The 22,760-nt window shown below is 44.1% G+C and carries 15 protein-coding genes and 1 tRNA gene; 4 read left to right on the top strand and 12 right to left on the bottom strand.

Annotated elements, in window-relative coordinates; translation table 11 throughout:
- Positions 1-52 precede the first annotated feature (52 nt).
- Positions 53-128: transfer RNA gene (locus tag IHV80_RS02125), tRNA-Ile, on the top strand.
- 202 nt (positions 129-330) lie between these two features.
- A complete protein-coding gene (locus tag IHV80_RS02120; protein ID WP_192889917.1) occupies positions 331-1,599 on the top strand; it encodes an O-acetylhomoserine aminocarboxypropyltransferase/cysteine synthase family protein in 1,269 nt (422 codons plus the stop codon).
- Between the two features lie 124 nt (positions 1,600-1,723).
- Here IHV80_RS02120 and glmS read toward each other — a convergent pair whose 3' ends face one another.
- Together glmS and IHV80_RS02110 are read right to left on the bottom strand one after the other, a co-directional pair.
- Complete coding sequence (gene glmS, locus IHV80_RS02115) at positions 1,724-3,556, bottom strand: glutamine--fructose-6-phosphate transaminase (isomerizing) (protein ID WP_192889916.1); 1,833 nt, start codon at positions 3,554-3,556, stop codon at positions 1,724-1,726.
- Positions 3,557-3,663: 107 nt separating this feature from the next.
- Positions 3,664-4,434 carry a DeoR/GlpR family DNA-binding transcription regulator gene (locus tag IHV80_RS02110; RefSeq protein ID WP_192889915.1) on the bottom strand — a complete coding sequence of 257 codons (771 nt, stop codon included), beginning with the start codon at positions 4,432-4,434 and terminating at the stop codon, positions 3,664-3,666.
- A gap of 429 nt (positions 4,435-4,863) precedes the next feature.
- Here IHV80_RS02110 and pykF point away from each other — a divergent pair, with 429 nt between their 5' ends.
- Both pykF and IHV80_RS02100 read left to right on the top strand, forming a co-directional pair.
- The gene (gene pykF, locus IHV80_RS02105; protein WP_017104457.1) at positions 4,864-6,276 is read left to right on the top strand and encodes a pyruvate kinase PykF; all 1,413 of its coding nucleotides are present in this window, start codon (positions 4,864-4,866) and stop codon (positions 6,274-6,276) included.
- Positions 6,277-6,504: 228 nt separating this feature from the next.
- Complete coding sequence (locus IHV80_RS02100; RefSeq protein WP_264158432.1) at positions 6,505-7,128, top strand: GntR family transcriptional regulator; 624 nt, start codon at positions 6,505-6,507, stop codon at positions 7,126-7,128.
- A gap of 604 nt (positions 7,129-7,732) precedes the next feature.
- Here IHV80_RS02100 and IHV80_RS02095 read toward each other — a convergent pair.
- The 10 genes from IHV80_RS02095 to IHV80_RS02050 form a co-directional block, all read right to left on the bottom strand.
- Positions 7,733-9,616, bottom strand: coding sequence for a sensor domain-containing diguanylate cyclase (locus IHV80_RS02095; RefSeq protein WP_192889913.1), 1,884 nt, complete (start codon positions 9,614-9,616; stop codon positions 7,733-7,735).
- A gap of 112 nt (positions 9,617-9,728) precedes the next feature.
- On the bottom strand, positions 9,729-10,223 hold the full coding sequence (gene ilvN, locus IHV80_RS02090) for an acetolactate synthase small subunit (RefSeq protein WP_004735875.1): 495 nt from the start codon (positions 10,221-10,223) through the stop codon (positions 9,729-9,731).
- Between the two features lies 1 nt (position 10,224).
- On the bottom strand, positions 10,225-11,964 hold the full coding sequence (locus IHV80_RS02085) for an acetolactate synthase 3 large subunit (RefSeq protein ID WP_065105564.1): 1,740 nt from the start codon (positions 11,962-11,964) through the stop codon (positions 10,225-10,227).
- Between the two features lie 460 nt (positions 11,965-12,424).
- Positions 12,425-14,233: an AMP-dependent synthetase/ligase gene (locus tag IHV80_RS02080; protein WP_192889912.1), complete on the bottom strand. Its 1,809-nt coding sequence runs from the start codon at positions 14,231-14,233 to the stop codon at positions 12,425-12,427.
- 201 nt (positions 14,234-14,434) lie between these two features.
- Positions 14,435-15,394, bottom strand: a complete 960-nt coding sequence (leuO, locus tag IHV80_RS02075) for a transcriptional regulator LeuO (protein ID WP_004735878.1) — start codon at positions 15,392-15,394, stop codon at positions 14,435-14,437.
- A gap of 346 nt (positions 15,395-15,740) precedes the next feature.
- A complete protein-coding gene (locus IHV80_RS02070; RefSeq protein WP_192889911.1) occupies positions 15,741-16,796 on the bottom strand; it encodes an MJ1255/VC2487 family glycosyltransferase in 1,056 nt (351 codons plus the stop codon).
- 94 nt (positions 16,797-16,890) lie between these two features.
- Positions 16,891-17,415, bottom strand: coding sequence for a phosphatase PAP2 family protein (locus IHV80_RS02065; protein ID WP_192889910.1), 525 nt, complete (start codon positions 17,413-17,415; stop codon positions 16,891-16,893).
- Between the two features lie 199 nt (positions 17,416-17,614).
- Positions 17,615-20,722, bottom strand: coding sequence for an efflux RND transporter permease subunit (locus IHV80_RS02060; protein ID WP_192889909.1), 3,108 nt, complete (start codon positions 20,720-20,722; stop codon positions 17,615-17,617).
- Positions 20,719-22,050, bottom strand: coding sequence for an efflux RND transporter periplasmic adaptor subunit (locus IHV80_RS02055; protein ID WP_192889908.1), 1,332 nt, complete (start codon positions 22,048-22,050; stop codon positions 20,719-20,721). Before IHV80_RS02055 ends, IHV80_RS02060 begins: the two co-directional genes overlap by 4 nt.
- On the bottom strand, positions 22,050-22,709 hold the full coding sequence (locus IHV80_RS02050) for a TetR/AcrR family transcriptional regulator (RefSeq protein ID WP_192889907.1): 660 nt from the start codon (positions 22,707-22,709) through the stop codon (positions 22,050-22,052). Before IHV80_RS02050 ends, IHV80_RS02055 begins: the two co-directional genes overlap by 1 nt.
- Positions 22,710-22,760: the final 51 nt, after the last annotated feature.

Below are 22,760 nucleotides of genomic sequence, written 5' to 3'. Positions count from 1 at the left end.
CCTTATAGTGTCTAGACACCACTGAATGGTTCCCCTATAATCTATGCCCTACGGCCCCTTAGCTCAGTGGTTAGAGCGCACGACTCATAATCGTTCGGTCCCCAGTTCAAATCTGGGAGGGGCCACCAAATTAGAAAAGCCAGAACAGTTCACGCTGCTCTGGCTTTTTGCTTTTCTAGAACGGTACAACTCGCTGCTATATCTCCTACAAATAATGAATCGTCCCGCACACAATTCCAATTGACTCTCTGTGACTAAGCTTACTTTTCTTTTATAAAAAAGACGGCAATATGAACGTACATAAATCGTTCAATAGTTCAGGGAAGACACATGAAAGACGAAACACTCTCGATTCACTTCGGCTACGAAACCGATCCAACGACCAAATCGGTTGCGACTCCTATCTACCAAACCGTTGCTTATGAATTCGATGATGCACAACACGGCGCCGACCTGTTTAACCTTGCGGTGCCGGGCAATATCTACACTCGCATAATGAACCCAACCAACGATGTGTTGGAAAAACGCATGGCAGCCCTAGAAGGTGGGGTTGCAGGCTTAGTCGTGAGTGCGGGCAGTGCGGCGATCAACTACGCTATTCAGACGTTGGCACAGATCGGTGACAACATCGTTTCAACACCTCAGCTTTACGGTGGAACTTACACGCTGTTTGCTCACATGCTGCCAAACCAAGGCATAGAGGTACGCTTTGCCAAAGACGACAAACCAGAAAGCTTAGCTGCGTTAATCGATGAAAAAACCAAAGCGGTTTACTGTGAGAGTATTGGTAACCCAGCAGGTAATATCATCGACTTAGAACGTGTGGCAGCGCTTGCTCACGCGCAGGGTGTGCCAGTGATTGTTGATAACACAGTAGCGACTCCAGTACTGTGTAAGCCTATCGATTTTGGTGCCGATATTGTGGTGCACTCGCTAACAAAATACGTTGGTGGTCACGGAACAACATTGGGTGGCGTGATTGTCGATTCAGGCAAATTCCCATGGGCAGAGCACAAAGATCGATTCCCAGTATTTAATCAGCCAGAGCCTTCTTACCACGGTGTGGTTTATACCGAAGCCTTCGGAGAAGCCGCGTTTATTGGCCGCGCTCGAACAGTTCCACTGCGTAATACAGGCGCAGCACTATCACCCATGAATGCTTTCATGCTAATGCAAGGCTTAGAGACGTTGTCGTTACGCATGGAGCGACACACAGAGAATGCACTGAAAGTAGCGGAGTACCTTCAGCAACATGAGAAAGTGAGTTGGGTGAGCTACGCTGGTTTACCAACGTCTGAGTTCTATCCGCTGGCTGAGAAATACATGCAAGGTAAGCCGTCTGCCATTTTATCTTTTGGCTTGAAAGATGGTTATGAAGCGGGTATCCGTTTCTATGATGCGCTACAAATATTCAAGCGCTTGGTGAACATCGGCGATGCCAAGTCTCTAGCTTGTCACCCAGCCTCGACAACACACCGCCAATTGAGCGAAGCGGAACAAAAACAAGCGGGTGTATCACCAGGAATGATTCGCCTCTCGGTAGGTATTGAACACATTGACGATATCTTTGCTGACCTAGAACAAGCTCTTAATACTTAATGACAGTAAAGCTAGATCTAGTGCTGATCGTTAACTAACAGACACAAAAAAGCCCATCTCTAGATGGGCTTTCTATTATCTATGTTCTGCTATAACTATCTATTTCTATTAGACAAGCTAACGATTACTCAACCGTTACCGCTTTCGCTAGGTTACGAGGTTGGTCAACGTCAGTACCTTTGATTAGCGCTACGTGGTAAGACAACAGCTGCATCGGTACTGTGTAGTAGATAGGTGCTGTTACTTCACTTACGTGAGGCATCTTGATGATCTTCATGTTCTCATCGCTTTCAAAGCCTGCATCTTCATCAGCGAATACGTAAAGTAGACCACCACGAGCACGCACTTCTTCAACGTTTGATTTCAGCTTCTCTAACAAGTCGTTACTTGGTGCAATAACAACTACAGGCATATCTGCATCGATAAGAGCCAAAGGACCGTGCTTAAGCTCACCAGCCGCGTATGCTTCTGCGTGAATGTAAGAGATCTCTTTCAGTTTCAGAGACGCTTCCATTGCAATTGGATAGAACTCACCACGACCTAGGAACAATGTGTGGTGCTTATCTGCAAAATCAGGTGCTAGCGCTTCAATCTCTTTATCAAATGCGAGTGCTTTCTCAATATCAGAAGGCAGTTGATGTAGTGCTTGAACGATTTCAGCTTCTTTCTCTTCATTGATACGACCTTGTAGACGACCAATTGAAGTTACCATCATCAGCATAGCCGCTAGCTGTGTTGTGAAGGCTTTAGTTGAAGCAACACCGATTTCAGTTCCTGCGCGTGTCATGAAGGCAAAATCAGATTCACGAACTAGCGAAGAGCCTGCAACGTTACAGATAGTCATTGCTGACATGTAACCCTTTTCTTTTGCAAGACGAAGTGCAGCAAGCGTATCCGCCGTTTCACCAGACTGAGACAGAGTCACCAATAGGCTGTTCGGGCGAACAACGAAATCACGGTAACGGAATTCAGAAGCAATCTCTACATCACAGCTTACGCCTGCTAGAGACTCAAACCAGTAACGAGCTGCCATGCCTGAGTTGTAAGACGTACCACATGCGATGATCTGCACGTGTTCTACTTTGCTTAGGATCTCTTCAGCTTTAACACCGATTGCATTAGTAATTACAGAAGTATCTGAGATACGACCTTCCATCGTGTTGATTAATGCTGTTGGCTGCTCAAAGATCTCTTTTTGCATGAAATGACGGTATTGACCTTTATCACCTGCATCGTGCTCTGCGTTTGATTCAACGATGTCACGTTCAACACGCTCGCCCGCCACATCAAATACCGTTACATCACGACGAGTAACTTCAGCAACATCACCCTCTTCTAGGTACATGAAGCGGCGAGTTACGCTTAATAGTGCAAGTTGGTCAGATGCTAGGAAGTTTTCACCAACACCAAAACCAATAACGATCGGGCTACCTGAACGAGCGACTACAATACGACTAGGATCTTTACGATCAACTGCCACCGTGCCGTATGCACCGTCTAATTGTTTCGCTGTCTTTTGAAGCGCTTCAACCAATGAATCAGAAGTACGAAGTTCCCATTCCACTAAGTGAGCGATAACTTCAGTATCCGTTTGTGAAGTAAACACGTAACCACGCTCTTGAAGAAGAGCACGCAGTGCTTCGTGGTTTTCGATAATACCATTGTGTACAACAGCAATATCACCAGACATATGTGGGTGTGCATTCGCTTCAGACGGCTCACCGTGCGTTGCCCAACGTGTATGAGCGATACCAGTACCGCCAATTACATGCTGCTGATCGACAGCGTCTGCTAGCTCTTGTACTTTACCAAGGCGGCGTACACGAGTTAGGTTAGATTCAGTATCGACTACAGCGACACCCGCAGAATCGTAGCCTCGGTATTCTAAGCGGCGAAGACCTTCTACTAAGATTTCGGCTACATCACGTTGTGCTACTGCACCAACAATTCCACACATAGTTTTACTCCATCAATTTCGTTTATTCCTACTGGCAGCAAGCAAAGGCCATATCTTTCATTAAGATCAATTATAGGAAATTAAATGCACAATAGTTTAAATTAGGTTTAAGTCGGATCAGTTAGGATCACTCGAACGTCATGTGATTCAATACTTGCTTGGAATTCTTTGTCCAAGTCTGTATCGGTAATCAAAATATCGATGTGTTCCCACGCTAATTCCAGATTAGGGATCTTTCGTCCCACTTTTTCAGACTCAACCATCACGATCACTTCTCGTGACACTTCAGCCATAACTTTGCTCAGGCCAATCAATTCATTGAACGTGGTCGTTCCTCTATCAAGGTCGATACCATCAGCTCCAATGAATAATTGGTCAAAATCGTAAGCCCGAAGTACTGACTCCGCGACTTTGCCTTGGAAAGAATCCGAATGGGTATCCCAAGTCCCCCCCGTCATTAATAACGTTGGTTCGCTTTCAAGCTCATTAAGCGCATTAGCTACGTGCAATGAGTTGGTCATAACCACCAAACCACGCTTAGTATTAAGCTGCTGAATCAAGGCACCAGTAGTGCTGCCACTATCGATGACAATGCGATTATGGTCGCGAATCAAATCTGCAGCGGCTTTTGCTAATGAAATCTTTCGAGTCGAAACTTTTTGACCCAGTTCTTCGTTCACAACCTCTTTCGGTAATGAAATCGCACCACCATAACGGCGTAAAAGCTGACCGTTTTTCTCTAAAGACGCCAAGTCCTTTCTAATCGTGACCTCTGAGGTTTCGAACTTAGCGGATAATTCATCAACACTAACCTCCCCCTTTTCATTCACTAGATTAGAAATTGCATGTCTTCTGAGCTGAGTGTTTCGTTTCGACATTTAGAAAAGGCCATTAAGTTTCGATATGAAACATATTATAGTTACAACGAAACTATTTAGTCCATTTATTTTGATCCAAAAAATTAATAAATAGCGATAAAACCTTGTCCTAAGACAATTGTTAAGCAGTGATATTGAACTCATTAGGTGGTAGAATCCGCACCCGAAAAGAAAAAAAATTACAAAACTGACTGTTATTTTTTTGCAACTTACCGCCTATATAGTGGGGTAAGTCACATAAAACCGATATTGAATCAAAATCTTTTGGTCATAAAATGACTAAAATTGATGAAAGACTTACAACTCTGAAGGACATATTGGAAGTCCCGCGTTTTTACACAACAGGCACAAAATGTTGATGTAGCGGACCAATCTTCAGAACTTAAATAAATTTCAAATTGTAACAATACTTACCGGAGAGTACCTTCCATGAAAAAGACCAAAATCGTATGTACGATTGGCCCTAAAACTGAATCTGTAGAGAAGCTAACTGAACTAGTAGATGCTGGCATGAACGTTATGCGTCTTAACTTCTCTCACGGTGATTTCGCAGAGCACGGCACTCGTATCGCGAACTTCCGTAAAGTAATGGAAAACAAAGGTGAGCAACTTGCTATCCTTCTAGATACTAAAGGTCCTGAAATCCGTACTATCAAACTTGAAGATGGTAACGACGTAGATCTAGTAGCTGGTCAAGAGTTCACTTTCACAACTGACGCAACAGTTGTTGGTAACAAAGACGTAGTAGCAGTAACTTACCTAGGTTTCGCTAAAGACCTAACAGCTGGTAACACTATCCTTGTTGATGACGGCCTAATCGAAATGGAAGTTATCGCAACAACAGAAACTGAAGTTAAATGTAAAGTTCTTAACAACGGCGCTCTAGGCGAAAACAAAGGTGTTAACCTTCCTGGCGTTTCTGTTCAACTTCCAGCTCTTTCTGAAAAAGACAAAGCTGACCTTAAGTTTGGTTGTGAGCAAGGTGTAGATTTCGTAGCTGCTTCTTTCATCCGTAAAGAAGACGATGTTAAAGAAATCCGTGAGCTTCTAAACGCTAACGGCGGCGAAAACATCCACATCATTTCTAAGATTGAAAACCAAGAAGGTGTAGATAACTTCGATTCAATCCTTGAAGCTTCTGACGGCATCATGGTTGCTCGTGGTGACCTAGGTGTTGAAATCCCAGCTGAAGAAGTAATCTTCGCTCAGAAAATGATGATCGAGAAATGTAACCGTGCACGTAAGATGGTTATCACTGCAACTCAAATGCTTGACTCTATGATCAGCAACCCACGTCCAACTCGCGCAGAAGCGGGTGACGTTGCGAACGCAATCATGGATGGTACTGATGCAGTAATGCTTTCTGGTGAAACTGCTAAAGGTAAGTACCCAGTTGAAGCGGTTACTATCATGGCTCAAATCGCGAACCGCACTGATTCAGCTCTTAAAGCTGAGCTAGGTTCTCGTCTAGACAGCCCACGTCTACGTATCACTGAAGCAGTATGTAAAGGCGCGGTAGACACAGCAGAGAAGCTAGCTGCTCCTCTAATCGTTGTTGCAACTGAAGGCGGTAAGTCTGCACGTTCAGTACGTAAGTACTTCCCAACAGCAAACATCCTTGCTCTAACAACTAACGAAAAGACTGCTGCACAGCTAGTTCTTACTAAAGGTGTTAAGCCAGTTCTTGTTGACTCTATCGAGAACACAGACGCTTTCTACATCAACGGTAAAGAAATCGCTCTACAATCTGGTCTAGGTAATAAAGGCGACATCGTAGTTATGGTTTCTGGTGCTCTAGTAGCTTCTGGTACTACAAACACGGCGTCTGTTCACGTTCTATAATCGAGAACAGCAACGCAATAAAATATAAAAGAGGGCTTCGGCCCTCTTTTTTTATGAAACAATATCTTGCCTAACTTTTCAGTACGCTGTATTATCAAGACATAATAGAACTACGTACTGTTAACTTCCAATTGACTCTTTCTAAGAGACGGATTAGCAGACTAGAAATCAAATATATACATGAGGTTTGTAATGTCTAGTCCTACTCTCACTGATAAAGTATCGAAAATGATTCGCCAAGATATCCTGAATGGTGAATTGCTCCCTGGCCAAAAACTCGTTGTTGCTGATCTAAAAAGTAGATACAACGTAGGCGCATCACCAATTCGTGAAGCTTTGGTACAATTGTCTTGGAGCAAGTACGTAAAACTAGAGCCACAAAAAGGCTGCTGGGTATCTCCAGTATCAAAGAAAGAGCTTAACGATTTATACGAAAGCCTTCGTGTTGTCTCTTCAGTTTTGCTTAAAAAAGCCATTTCATCAGGCGATGAGAGCTGGGAATTAGAAGTACTGACGTCTTACCATAAACTGTCTCGAATCCAATATGTGGCAGAAGAGTTTGACTGCGCTGAGTGGGAAGAACGTCACCAACAATTCCATGTATCACTTCTTGAAGGAGCGGATTCAGAGAACATGTTTAAGTTCTTTGATGACTTGATCAACCAAGTTAAGCGTTATCGTTTCCTAGTCCTGTCGGCTAAAACGGTGACAGACGATCTGTTCAATATCGATGAACACGAAATGATCATGAAGCTAGTACTTGCTAAAAATGTAGATCAAGCGACAGAGCTACTGGATCAACACCTGTTAAGCTCAATGAAACGAATTGAAGAAGTTATCGAAGCGGCATAAAGCCAAAACAGATTCTAACCATATAAAAACGGAGCCCAATGGCTCCGTTTTTTATTTCCAGTATCACGACTGAACTACCACCCAAAAAACTCTTTATGGTGAGTATTGAGCAGCACAACCATAGGTAAAAAGTACAATGCACTAAGCTGAAAGCCAAGAATAACTAATGTACCAATGGTTAACCTCACTAAAAAATCGACAAACATACTACGCCTCTTCTCACTCGACAGTATGATCCCCAAATGCTTGCTCCAGCTAACCTAATTCTACTACTGCCCTTCAACGGGTTGATAAAGCGAGTTAATCAGCTGAATTAAGTTAACGGTGTCATCCTTTCACTTCTGGTAAACACTCTAATTATTACACCGTTTAATACGATGAAATCTGAAGTACAGCGATTTGCCTATTGTTCAGTTTAGCTCAAATTATCACCAACATTAGACTTTAGTCTAACTAGTTAATATTTGTGACACGGATCTTTCCAAAGTGATATTTGCAGGATTGTTCAATATTGATAGCAGGTAAATTGATAATTCAATAGAGACAAGTGGAGAGGAATAATGAAGGTTTCATGCGTATTCAAAACACAATTGAATACTGAGAATTAAGCAACATCAGTATGGCTGGGGCACAGAGACACAGTATTACGACCTGATGATTTAGATTCGTAAAGCCCAACATCGGCACATTTGTACGAACGAGTACTGTTACTGGTTAAATCCGTAAAGCCGACGCTGACTGTCACTTTCGTCCCCGCAGCAAGCTCTATCTCTATTCTTAAGCGATCCAATACGCGCTTCGCTTCAGACAAAGAGGTGTGTGGCATCAACAATGCGAACTCCTCTCCCCCAACACGAGCAACAAAGTCAGTACTGCGAAGGCTGTCTTGCAAAAGCTTAGCCACACCAGCAATTACACGATCGCCTTCATCATGGCCAAGCTCGTCATTGATTCGCTTGAAGTTATCAATATCGACCAAGGCCAAGCAAGTCGTCGCTTCGTTAGGGTAACGCTCAACCAAACGAGAATAGTAAGCAAGCTGTTCTTCAAACTTGCGACGGTTCCAGAGATTACTCAAAGAGTCTCGCTCGCTTAAAACACGTAAACGAACTTCGAGCTCTTTTCTCACCGAAATATCGACCAGTGACGTAATATAATAGCTGACTTTACCCGAACTGTTTTTGACCGCATGAACTCGCATGATTGCAGTAAAAGGGATACGAAGTTTGTTCTTACACAACACTTCACCTTCCCAGACTTCTTCTTGCTCTAAGTGTTGCCAGATTGAATCACTAGACAGTGCTTGCTCGGTATTTTCCAGAAGAAGCTGTAAGGCATTATGTCCAATGACTTGTTTTTTACTGTAGCCCGTTATGTTTTCAAATTCGTTATTGATCATCATGACACGATGTTGCTTGTCAGAGATCATCACCGCCGACATGCCATTCAATGCCGCTCGCGCCAACTTACTTTCCAAGCTGCGTCGTCGATAGTGAGTCACGAGGTAAGCGAACGGAAAAGCAAAGAGTAAAACAATAAAGAGCACGATGATCTCTTCATGGGCAAGATCATTGAGATCGCGTTCGGCACGATCAAGAAGCTGTTTTTCATTAAGTTGAATGAGCAGATGAACCTTTTGATTGTTCGCTAGCATAACCGTGTTAAACGCAAACAAATTACCATCCTCAAAAACGTATCCCACCCTGTCATTGGAGATCGCTTCCCAAGCTTTCGGCGCGATATTTTCCAGATTGTAACCCTTTCTTTCAGGAATAGAGTCACCGAATAACTTACCGCTGTTGTTACTCGCGATGAAGTAGCCCGCTTCATTGAGAACTTCTGCCCTAAGATCGTTATCAGGAGAAAAACTAAGACGCGACGATAAGCCCCATACATCGAGATTGATGACAAGGTAGCCCACTCTTTTATCAGGGGTTTCTACTGGGGTAAAGACACGGATTACCGGCATATAAGGAAAGAGGGCTTCACCATGCTCTGTTTCTAGCTCAATACCCCAGCCGCCAATCTGTTCGGCTTCTAGTTTTTGAGCGTATTGAAAGTAGTTAGAGTCAGACTTATCTTGAAGCTCTTGAGGTAGCGTTATATGGCCTGTTTCAGCGGAATAATTTACGCGAACCAGCTCTTTACCCGTGATATCTAACAGGTGGATCTGCGTATACCATTTCTGGTTCACGAGGACAGACTGCCAAACCTCTTCAAGTAAATCTTTGGTTTGGTCAGATGGAGAAGAAGCAAAATCAACCAAGCTTTGACTGTGACTTAACAGCCCCATCATGGAAACTAATTGGGTCTTAAGAAGATCATAATCTCGTTTGGCATACACTAACTGATGGACGGCTTGTTTAGCCGAGTAGTCGAAGCTCTGCTGTTTCACTTCTTGATAGCGTTGTAGGTAATAGAGACCTACAGCAGAAGACAGTGCGACAGAGATAATCAGCAATGTAATTATTGATTTTTTATTTCTCATCGCTAACTCAGGTGAATGGAATGCAGCGCGGGATTATAGCACTCTAAATAATGAACAAAATAAAAGCCGCTTAAAAAAGCGGCTTCAAAACTGTTTTTCCAATAACGAGCGCTTACGCTTTCAGTGCGCGCTCACCGCGAGCAATGCCAACGACACCACTTCGAGCTACTTCAAGGACTTCCGTTACTTCAGATAATGCCTGAATGAAAGCATCAAGCTTCTCGCTAGTACCGGCCATTTGCACTGTGTATTGCGAAGCCGTTACATCAACGATCTGACCACGGAAAATATCCGCGGTGCGTTTTACTTCTGCACGAGCAAAGCCACTAGCGCGTACTTTTACCATCAGAAGTTCACGCTCGATATGCTCAAGCTCAGACACTTCTTGTACCTTAAGTACGTCGATTAACTTGTGTAGCTGTTTTTGGATCTGCTCAAGCTGCATTTCGCTCGAGTTAGTGGTGACATTCAGACGAGAAAGCGTTGGATCATCCGTAGGAGATACATTCAAAGACTCGATGTTGTAGCCACGCTGAGAAAACAAACCAACCACTCGAGAAAGTGCGCCGGGTTGGTTCTCCATTAATAGTGAAAGGATGTGTCTCATATTATGTTCTCTCCGTTTTGCTTAGCCACATGTTATCCATACCCTCGCCTTTGATCTGCATTGGGTATACGTGCTCGGTGTCATCCACACTGATGTCGACAAATACCAAACGGTCTTTCATCGCTAGTGCTTTTTCCAAGCCTGATTCCAGTTCATCCGGAGATGAAATACGCATACCAACGTGGCCATAAGCCTCTGCAATCGCAGCGAAATCAGGAACAGAGTCCATATATGAGTTAGAGTGACGACCTTGATAAACAATATCTTGCCACTGCTTTACCATTCCTAAGAAACGGTTGTTCAGGTTAATGATCTTAACCGGAATATTGTATTGAAGCGCTGTCGAAAGTTCTTGGATATTCATCTGAATACTGCCATCACCTGTTACAACAACCACTTCTTCATCTGGCTTAGCAAACTTAACGCCCATACCCGCAGGTAGACCAAAGCCCATCGTGCCTAAGCCACCAGAGTTAATCCAACGGCGTGGCTTATCGAACGGATAGTACAACGCAGCAAACATTTGGTGCTGTCCAACATCCGAAGCAACATACGCATCGCCATTGGTTACTTTATGAAGTGTTTCAATAACTTGTTGTGGCTTAATGCGCTCAGAAGATTTGTCATACGCTAAGCAATCACGCTCTTGCCATTGCTTGATTTCGCTCCACCAGCTTTCCATCGCTTGAGCGTCATTGGTTCCGCCTTGCTCAACAAGCAGGTTAACCATGCTCTCTAGTACTTTCTCTGCTGAACCTACAATCGGTAGATCCACTTTTACGTTTTTAGAGATAGAAGATGGGTCGATATCAATGTGCATGATCTTCGCATCAGGGCAATACTTGTCTAAGTTATTGGTGGTACGGTCATCGAAACGTACGCCGATACCAAAGATCAAGTCAGCATTGTGCATTGCCATATTGGCTTCATACAAACCATGCATACCCAACATACCCAAAGAGTTTTTATGAGTACCCGGGAAAGCCCCAAGCCCCATTAGGGTGCTTACGACTGGTAAATTCAGTGCTTCTGCTAATTTTAACAGTGGCTTATCTGCCTCAGAAATAACCGCACCACCACCGACGTAAAGCACTGGTTTTTTCGCTTCAAGAAGTGCCTTTAATGCCTTCTTGATCTGTCCTTTATGCCCAGTAAGCGTTGGATTATACGAACGCATTTTTATTGTTTCAGGGTATTCATAAGGAAGTTTGATTTGTGGGTTTAGAATATCTTTAGGCAGATCGATAACCACAGGACCGGGACGTCCTGTCGTTGAAATATAGAATGCTTTTTTAACAACGTCTGGGATATCTTCCGCTTTCTTAACGAGGAAGCTGTGTTTAACGATCGGACGGGATACACCCACGATGTCACACTCTTGGAAGGCGTCGTTACCAATCAAGCTATTTGGTACGTTACCAGAAATAACAATCATTGGAATTGAGTCCATGTACGCCGTAGCAATACCCGTTACGGTATTGGTCGCGCCCGGACCAGAACATACAAGTACCACACCCGGTTTACCGGTCGAACGAGTATAGCCATCTGCCATATGGGTAGCGGCTTGTTCGTGTCGTACTAATACGTGTTTAATTTCAGCAGTTTTAGCATGCAGGGCATCATAGATATCAAGTACAGAACCACCTGGGTAACCAAAGATTTGTTCTACACCCTCTTCAATTAGAGACTGCACCACCATCTCAGCGCCGGATAACATTGCTGTTTCAGGTTTCGTTGTCATATTGCTCTCCTCACCAGTTTCCAATCACATTTGGTGAACATGTTGGGCTGGTTTTACATAGTCTAGGGCTTATTCGTAGCCTAATTCGAAATACTTCCACTTTTTCGGCTATGGCTGTCTGTCGTGATAACAACAAACAGTAATACGAAACAACTTTAACGCTTTATTATCATCTGGTCTAACACCTGTTATCCAACAATCATTTCAAAAAACCAACTATTAGCTGAAAGCATCAAGTAAAACCCAACCCAAACCTAATATTTAGAGTTAAAAACCAATTAACACCTAAAAAAAAGAGCTTAATATTCAAATGAATTGCAGATAATCGATTAATTACGCCCTTATTGGTGTGCGCTTTCGCACATTGTGCTGTGTCAGTAGGCATAAAAAATCCCCCTAAAAATGCAATCGCATTCGTAGGGGGATTTTTAAACAACTGAAAATTTATCTAAGTGGAAAACTACTTATCTTTCGGCTTTTCAGTGTACATTTCTTCGATTTCGTCTTGATACTTATCGTTGATAACCTTACGACGCAATTTCTGAGTTGGTGTCAGCTCGCCATCATCCATAGAGAACGCTTTTGGTAACAGCTTGAATTTCTTCACTTGCTCAAACTTTGCTAGCTCTTGTTGTAGGTCATTCACGCGCTTCTCTAGCATCTCGACAATTTGGTGATGCTTAATAAGCTCAACACGATCGTGATACTTGATGTTAAGTTCTTTGGCGTACTCTTCTAGCGAGTCATAACAAGGAACAATCAGTGCAGAAACGAATTTACGCGTATCAGCGATAACAGCAATCTGCTCGATAAAGTGATCTTTACCAATCGCGCCTTCCACCACTTGCGGTGCAATGTATTTGCCGCCAGAGGTTTTCATCAACTCTTTAATACGGTCGGTAATGAACAGGTTTCCATTTTCATCAAAGTGACCCGCATCGCCGGTTTTCAGAAAGCCGTGCTCATCAAAAGTCTTCGCTGTCTCTTCTGGCATCTTGTAGTAACCGCGCATTACCATTGGGCCACGAACAAGAATCTCGTTCTTCGCACCAATTTTCACTTCTGCGCCTGGCATCGACATACCAATTGAATCAGGGTTAAAACAACGATCATCCCAGCATGATACTGTCGCCGTTGTTTCCGTCATGCCGTAGCCAAGTTTCACATTGATACCGATAGCATGGAAGAAGCGACCTATGGTTTCATCCAGCTTCGCGCCACCACATGGCATGAAGTTAATGTTACCGCCTAATAATGCACGTAGTTTAGAGAGCACAAGCTTATCGGCTAGCGCATGGCTCTTCTTCAGCATTAACGATGGTGTACGACCTTCTTGGTGACAAACAGAGAGCTTCGCCCCCATGTTCACAGCCCAAGTAAAGAGCACTTTACGGATAAACGGGGCTTTAGATACCTTCTCGTGAATCGCTGAGAAGATCTTCTCGTAAAAGCGAGGAACCGCAGACATAACCGTAGGCTTAACATCGCTCAACGCGTCGCGAACTTGCATAGTGTCTTGCAGATAGCAGTTGGTTGCACCTTTATAAAGGACATAGAAAGTCCAAGCGCGCTCAAATACATGTGATAAAGGTAAGAAACACAGTGAGACATCATCTTTAGTTAAGCTAAGACGCTCATCGTGGCCTTCTAATTGATAGCCAATATTGGTGTAATCAAGCATTACGCCTTTCGGCTGGCCTGTAGTACCAGAGGTATAGATGAGGGTGAGTAGATCATCCATGCTTGCTGCTGCGAGACGAGCGTCAAGTTCAACTTGTTGAGCTTCAGCCCCGCGAGCCATAAAATCTTGCCAAGACACAGCAAAACTGTGCTCTTGAGTATCGATGTCAGCAGACATCGCCACAACAACTTCTAGCTGTTCGCACTCTTCAAAAAGGCTAACCGCCGCATCAAATTGAGCTTGCTCACCAACAAATAAGATCTTCACATCCGCATTCTGGATAATGTAAGAAGACTGTGCAGCGGTGTTCGTTGGATAAATCGGCACTGTCACAAGACGAGCTTGTAGGGATGCAAAATCTGCTACAGTCCACTGAGGCATATTATTGGAATAGATACCGATCTTATCTTGAACTCTCAATCCTTGAGCCAACAACGCTAATGAAAGCGTATCGATTTGCTGTCCAAATTGTTCCCAGCTAATACCTTGCCATACATTGTCTACTTTGTGCTTCAAAGCTGTACGGCTGCCACCTTGGGCAATCTGGTCACGAAGTCTTTTTACGATATGAAAATCTAAATTGGCCATCTCTTTACCTTTGGCTTACACCTGTAAGCTTTTTTGAGCGCACAAGTGTACCTCTGATCATGGAAAAGGCAACTGATGAAGCTCAAAGTTATAAGTAATAGTACGTCTCACGCTAAGTTTTCTATCAACAAAAATAGCAGGTACAAAAAAGCCCCAAGCCAGAGTCCCAGCTTAGGGCTTACAAATCATAGGGATTAGTGCTTAGTTAAGCGCTACAACTTCGCCACAGATCATCATTAATTGATCTCGTAACCAAATGTGTCCTTTATCCTTTTCACTTGATTCGTGCCAGCTTAGGAAGCCAGAAATTGCCGCATTATCGAATGGGAAATCTAGAATCTGAAGCTGATCTTTGTTCGCTGCATGCTCAACCATCCAACGAGGTGCAATCGTCACAAGCTCAGATTGACCAACAACGTAAAGTACGTTGCTTAAGCTCGTACCTTCGTAGAAAGGCGTGCAATCTAGGTCACGGTACGCTTGCTCAGAGAAGCTACGTTGACCATGGATGCGAGACAGTTTTGCGTGCTTTTCGTTAAGCAGCTCAGCGGCTGACACTTCACCATTGATGCGTGGGTGAGAAGCAGAAGCAACCACAACCAACTCGTCTTGGAAAATCTCAGTGCTTGAGAAGCCTTGCTCATCAAAGCGAGCGTAATCAATCACGAAGTCGATTTCTTGGTAGCGCATACGCTCAGAAAGTTGACGATCAAACTCAGCGTCCATGTGCAGTTTTACACTCGGTGCTTGGTCGTTGATTGTCGACATGATCTTAGGAGCAAAACGCATGTCACATGGGCTGCAAATCGCAAGCTTAAACAGGCGAGAAGAAGACTCAGGAGAGAACACAGAACTTGGTAGTTCGTTGCGTACTAATTGTAGAGCTTGGCGGATTGGACCAAACAATTGACGAGCACGTTGAGTCGGCTGAATACCACGACCTTGACGCATGAACAATTCGTCATTAAACATCACTTTTAAGCGAGCAACTGCGTTACTTACCGCTGGCTGAGACATACCCAGATTGTGAGCTGCACGCGTAATGTTTTGCTCTTGCATTACTGCATCAAATACAGTCAAAAGGTTTAAGTCTACTCCACGAAGTGTGCTTTCCATTCTGTAGCTTGCAATTGCACTCATTGCGTCTTTTTTCTCTAACATTCAAGTTGCCTCTTGTCGGTTCGACAGCGTTAAATTGGTAATGGTATGGGAATAGATAACCACTAATTCTTATATTTATCAGACCGATGTTTTTCGGATTACCACTACTATTAACCAATACTTCGCACGCTACCAACAAGATTGATAAAGAATAATTTTATTTTACCTTAATGATTAAATAACATCTAAAAATCAATTATTTATAGAGTTATAAAAAAACATAAAATGCTGCACTTATGAGTTTCATTTCGACTTATTTAGCTGTTCTATCGTTTGGTTACATTTGTTACAATTTATTGAACCCGTGAATTGTTTAGCCAGTTGATTCAGAAATAGTACTTATGAGTTAGGTGAGCGATGCATAACTTGGGAAATCAACCTTGTCCCAAAGCTGCTTTCTTAGGTCTTCCTGATTCGACCAATTCCCTGCTAATACCCACTCTGCAATCGCACTGGCGACGTCTGGATAAGTGACCACCTCAGCCTGTTTTTCGTTGAGCCACTCACGCAACGTCGCCGCATCCAAAAAGCTCATGGTTTGGGCCAGCCCTAATGCCTCAAGCGTGGCGACATTACTTTGCTGTTCAAACTGTCCTTCAAGCGGTTTAAGGAGTAACTTCTTACCCAAGGTTAATGCTTCAGATGGCAATTCAAAACCACCATTAGCCACCACTCCTGAGCACTGGTTAAGATCGAATTGGAAGCCGGCATGACTGAGTGGTTTGAACTCAATATTTTCAACTCGGCTTTGCTCAATCACATTTGGGTGATAGCAGACAAAATTGTGAGAAATGAACTTCATCAGAAGCTCTGAAATCGCCTCTAGATCTTCAAACGGTAAGTAGACCAAAGTGAAATCTTGCAGCGCTTTGGTTTTCTGATCACCCGTGAGCGTGTGAACGATTGGTGGCAATATTGGCTGTTCAAAGTGGTACCAATGCAAACCAATAGCATGCTCTGTTGGCGCAAAATGCTGAATAACAGAATGTTCAATCCAGTTACCTCCTTCTTTAGGCACATCATAACGGAACGCATTTTGGTGGCTTATCCCAATACACGGGACACCTTGTCTTTTCGCAGCCCAAGCGGTTAGCGGTTCGAAGTCATTCAATACCAAATCATAAGGTGTAAGATCGATCTGCTTCATTTCCTTAAGGAATCGCCACATACTATTTTTGATGACGGTCTTGGAGTATTTAACCTTACCTTGCTCACTGTAAAAGGTGAGTCCATGACGAGTTTGATAGTTACCAAATTCTTCCATAGAAAAGTATTTATTCTCATCCCGCCCAGAAAACAGGAAGTCGACATCAATATTATGTTGGCGAAAAGCAACAGCCATTGCTCTCGCACGAGCGATGTGACCATTTCCAGTGCCTTGTACGCCATATAAAATTTTCATTCAGGTTCCTTGAAGATTAACAATTCGAGATCTGTTGTCTTTGCCTGTGTCTTTTTAATATGAACAACAGAACAAACAGCCATACGACTAACCGCTATAAAATGAAGTGAATGGCGAGGCTAGTACACGCTATACCTAGCGCTGCACCAATTAAGACATCCGTTAAAAAGTGCACACCGAGCAGGATTCGAGAGCCCGCAATCGCAGTTGCCCACACCAAGCTAAAGAGGTACAAGCTCGGATAGAAATGTCCGATTAGGGTCGCCATAACAAAAGCAGCAGCGGAATGCCCAGAAGGCAGGCTGTATTTATCAGATGGCACAATGTGAGAGTGAAGCAATGAAGAGAATTCAGCGGGTCTACGGCGCTTAAGGGTGTTCTTGGCTAACCAATAAATCGGTAGCTCTATCGCAAAAGCGGCGAGACCGACCATTAAAAATTCACGACCTGTGTAGCCATCAGCTAACAGCGCAACCAAAGCGATCAACACATATAGATGACCATCCCCAGTATGAGACACCGCTTTACTCAGTGTTGCGTGTTGCCCGCTATAACGATTCTTCAAACAGAAAACAGAAAATGCCACATCCCAGCGGACAATAGGTTCTATAGTACGCATACGATCTCCTTAACAATCCTTATTCAGTTAAGGCTCAAGGTATGCCCCTGAAATGACAGTTAAGTGACGTTTTGAATGAACTAAAATGAATTTTGAGGCGGATGGCTAACCTAAGTCGTGAGCACGCAGATATAAATAAAGCGACTCAAGGTCGCTTTATTGTTCTTAGAAAAGGTAATAGCAGATATCTGTCTCGTTTCTAGTCCGTTAGTGGCTCATGCTTTTTCACCAAGCCAAAGTCAGCCAAGATGGCGTAAGCGGCAGGGATCATGAACAGCACCAATAAGGTCGAAGCAAAAATACCAAATACGATCGAGATAACCAACGGCTGAATAACCTGTGCCTGTAAACTGGTTTCCGTTAATAGTGGAAGCAAGCCTGCGGCTGTGGTCATTGATGTCAAAAATACCGCTCGGAAACGCTCTCGACTGGCCTTCACAACAGAGTCATGCACGCTATCCCCCTCGTCGACATGGTGACGAATGTATTGCACCAACAAGATGGAATCATTGACCACGATCCCAGCAAGCGACACAAAGCCCATCATGCTCGGCATGCTTAACGCGTGCCCTAACAGCCAGTGACCGACAACTACACCAATGAAGGCCAGTGGAATAGCTAACATTACGACGACCGGTTCCAAGTAGCTTCGGAACTGATAACTCAGAATCGCAAACACACCAAACAAACCCAGTAAGAAACCTTTGCCCATTGAGGCTCCAGTCTTCGCGGCATCTTTGGCTTCACCTTCAAAATCAAAGCGTAAGCCTGGGTACTTTTGAATGAGCTTGGCTACTTCATCCTTTTGGAACTGAGCCAAAATCGCTGAAGAGCTCGCCTTCTTATTATCAATATCACCATAGATACTGATGGTTCTCAGCCCATCGATTCGCTGGATTCGTACGTAGTTACGTTGGAAGTCTAGCGTTGCCAATGTCGCTAGCGGAATCTGGCTGCCATCTGCTGTGATGATTGGGAAGTTAGCCAATTGCTGTAAATCGCCAGCCTGTTCTTTATCAAGGCGCACCTCAATCGAAATGTTCTCAACCCCAATTTGAATCTCATCCGCAGTCTGACCAAAGAAGGCGGAACGTAATTGGGAAGCAATCATCTGACCGTTCACATTGTAGGTTTCCGCACCTGGGCGAAGTTTAACTAAGATCTCTTCCTTACCCATACGCATGTCATCAAGAACACCGTACACACCATCAAACTGATTGAGATACTCCTGAATATCTAAAGAAGCCGATTTCAATGCAGCAAGATCATCATGTTTGGCACGGATCTCGATGGCACGACCACCCGGTCCCATCGTGGGTTGTTTAAAGACTAACGAGATAGGATCAGCCAAATCGCCGATGTCTTCCCGCCATGCATCAATAAAGTCATCGATAACCGTGTTACGGCTCTCAGCTCCACGTAAGTCTAAGCGAACGGTAGCCAAGTGCGGACCAGATTCGTTGGCATCTGCATTAGCATTGAATTGGCTGGTGATATGTTCAACCAATTTATTACCGTCCTCAACATCTTCACTCCACTGCTCATTCAAACGTTCAGCAGAAGCGACAATTTTGTCGACTACTCTCTCGGTTTGAGACAATGATGCGCCCGGAGGAAGAATAATACGCGCTTCAGCAATATCGCCATCCAACTCAGGAAAGGGCTGGAATTTGACAACGCCACCAGCAATCAAGGAGATGGATAGCAACAGCAGAGTTATCACACCACCCATAAAGGCATAGCGGAATGTCACGACCTTCTCGACCATGTTCATCAAAGTAGTATTGCGGAAGTTCTCAAACTTCTCTAACAACACGACTTTGAAGCGCAGCGCTGGCTTGTCATTTTTTTCTTTGTGTAATGAATGAGATAAGTGATTTGGTAGAATAAGAAACGCTTCGATTAAACTCAGAGACAACACCAAGATAAGTACCTGAGGCACCGCTTTAAGCACCGCACCCATTTCCCCATCAAGGAATAGTAAGCTACCGAAAATACACACCGTGGTTAAGAAAGAAGATAACACCCCGGGGAGCACTTTCTTAACACCGTTGTACACCGCATCATCAACATTTTGCCCCCTATCTAAATGGGAGGCTATCGATTCGGCAATCACGATGGCGTCATCCATCATAATACCGATCGCCATTAATAAGCCGACCAATGACATGATGTTGATCGACAGGCCAAGGTTGGCCATTAAGAACAAGCCACCAAGGAAGGCTACGGGTAAACCTGCCGCAACCCAGAATGAATATCGCAAACTGAAGAACAACCACATGGTGGCAAACACCAGCACAATACCTTGCCAGCCGTTGCGTACCATCATGGTTAAACGATCCCAAAGTACAGACGAGAGATCATTGGTCATTTGCAATGTCACACCATCAGGGGCAATCGCGCTTTGATCTTCAACGAATCGGGTCACGTTCTCTTTGATTCGTAGCGCATCATCTTCTTTGTTTTTGCTGATCTTCAATAGCGCAGAAGGCTTACCATCAAACAGAACCTTCTGCTCATCCATTTCAAAGCGATCGGTTATCTTGGCAATATCCCTCAAACGGATCACCGAACCATTCGGCGCAGATCCAACCACAATGCTCTCTAATTCAACCGGAGTGATACGTCTTTCATCAAAACGAATCAGGAAGTTTTTGTCTGGTGTTTCAACGTTACCACTCGGTAGCTTTACATTCTGACGACCGATTTGGTCTGCGATATCACCAACACTCAAACCTAACTGGCGAATGGCTTGGGTATCCAGTTCCACACGATATTGGTGATCCGAGAATCCACTGACTTCGACCAAAGAAACGTCATAATCGAGCTTCATGGTGCGTTTGAGATCTTCGGCGTACGCTTTGAGTTCAGGCCATGAGGTTTCGGCTGTAATCGCGATATCAACAACCGGTTCATTCCAATCCAACTCTTGAACAACCGGAGATTCAATCTCGCTCGGGAAATCATTGATCGAGTTGATCTGAGTTTGCACATCCACCAGCATTCGACCGATGTCTGCTTTCTCATTAAGCTTCAGAATAAGACGTGCACTGCCTTCGATCGCCTCACACTGAGTTTCTTCAATGTTAGCGAGACCATCGACGGCATCCTCCATTCGCACACACAAGCTCTCTTCCACTTCTTGTGGTGATGCGCCGGGATAAACGATCGCCGCCATAATGTAAGGTGGATCATAGGCAGGAAAGGTTTCGCGCTTGATGGTTGATAAAGAGGCCAAACCCATAATCAATAACCCAAGCATCAATAAGTTTGCAGCCGTCGGGTGTCGGGAGAAGAACCGAATCATGACGCATTCTCCTGCACATCCGCTGCTAATTCAGTAGGCTTTGACTCTTTGAGCAGCATGCCTTCAATCGCAGGTAAAACGTCATTGAGAATTAACTTATCACCAGCGTGCAGTTCACCTTCCACCACCACTTGGTTATCTCGGCGATAAAGCACTTCAACATTCACCACTTGTAAGCGCTGGCTGTCATCCATCAGGTAGATTTTATCACCGTGCAGAGCTCGCTCTGGGACAACCCAGCTAAGATTGGCCAAGCCTTCTATCTCAGCTTTGACGAACATGCCATTGACCAAAGGGGTTGCACTGCTTGGCTGCAAAGCTGAATAGTCTTGACCAATTTCAAGAATGATCCCTGCTGTAGCTTGGTTCTCATCAACGGTTTCGCTGATTCTTGCCACTTTTGCAGGCCAACTGAGGTTAAGGCTGCCACTGTTTAGCTGAATACTTGCTTTGATAGGCGCTTCATAAGGGTTCGGTATGCCTGCAGCATCGCGAGGGAATTGAGTAAAGCTTGAGGCTAAAGTTTGCATATCGTGAATAGAGAGTTGAGCCTCAACTTCCATAACATTAATCCCGTGAGCAACAAACATCTCTTGCTGAAGATTAACCACTTGGTTTTGTTCGATATCGACCTGCGCAATTCTCATCGCTCTAGGCAGGGGGATGGTTGTTTTATCTAAAGAGCGTTGCGCCTCTTTTACTTTAGATACATTCACCTTAATCACTGCTTCCGCGACACGCTTTTCATCTGGCATCAACGCAATTTGGTTATCAATATCCAATACAAGCTTCTGTTGAGACAACGCACTTTGCTGCTGCAGATCGACATCAGACTGAGAGGTGAGACCTTTCTTACGCAGATCTTGTTTACGTTGCAGCTCTTTATTGCTGATCACTAAACGGTTCTTTTCGATCTTTAGAGTCTGCTTAAGATTATCTTCTTCTTGGTTCAACTTAGCTAATGAGGTTTGGCTTGATTTAAGATCCGCTTCAGCTTGTACCAGCTTTAACTCGTAATCTAAGGGATCGATCTTAAGTACCTCAGTACCCGCTGGAATAATCTGCCCCTTTTCTAGGTCTGGATGTCGATAAACAATCTGCCCAGTCACCTCAGCAATGGCTTTCCATTCAACCTTGGGTACCACCTTGCCAAAGCCCACCGCCAACGGCGCGATCATTTGTTGTTCTAAACTGACTGTTTCGACTAAACGAGCTCGATCGCCAGCGGGCTTAGTCGGCAGATCAGGTTTTAGATTAATCGCAGCCACAAGACTGATAACACCAACCGCTAGAGCCGGAAAGAATAGGAGCTTTTTGCTTATTTTCATTATTTGGGTTCCTGCTCAGATGAAGGGCTAGATACATTGATAAAGCCTTCGGTCATCAATTGAATGTTGTGTTCGATTAGACGGTTAAGAAAGGCTTCATTAAGCTCAATACCGTGGATCGCTAACAAAGGTGGCGGTGCAATAAAAGGGAATACCATCAAACTTATATACGAAACGCGACAGAGTTTTGGATCCATGTTTTGCTTCAAGATGCCCTGCGCAACTAACTTTTCAAAGATGACATCTTGCGCAGGCTTAGCCACATCAAGAAAGACCTTCTCTAGCAATTCTCTCTGCACTTCTGAGGGTGGCATATTCATCACTTGAGCAATCAAGCGAGGAAACTTGGGCACCTTAACCATCTCTTTGTAGTAAGTCCGCATTAAGTCGAGAAAGTTCTCGTGACTGCTCTCTTCAACCAACTTCTGCATTTGCAATTGCATAGGACGTAGCGTTTCGCGAAGCATGGCCTCAAACAAGCCCGCTTTATTACCAAAGTAATAACGGATCATCGCGATGTTCACGCCTGCACGCTCGGCAATTAAGCGAGTCGATACTTTATCGTATGGTTGGACAACAAACAGATCACGAGCATGTTCTATTAATAGTTGTCGTACATCCAAATTCTGTTGAGGCCGCCCGGCTTTGCGTGCTGTCATCACTTTGACCCACTCTATAATTAATCATCTGATTAATTATAGAGATAAATA

The organism is Vibrio bathopelagicus (assembly GCF_014879975.1).
In the GTDB taxonomy this organism is placed as follows: domain Bacteria; phylum Pseudomonadota; class Gammaproteobacteria; order Enterobacterales; family Vibrionaceae; genus Vibrio; species Vibrio bathopelagicus.
The sequence above is the reverse complement of the archived record's forward strand: the minus strand, read 5'-3'. Positions and strand labels throughout refer to the sequence as shown.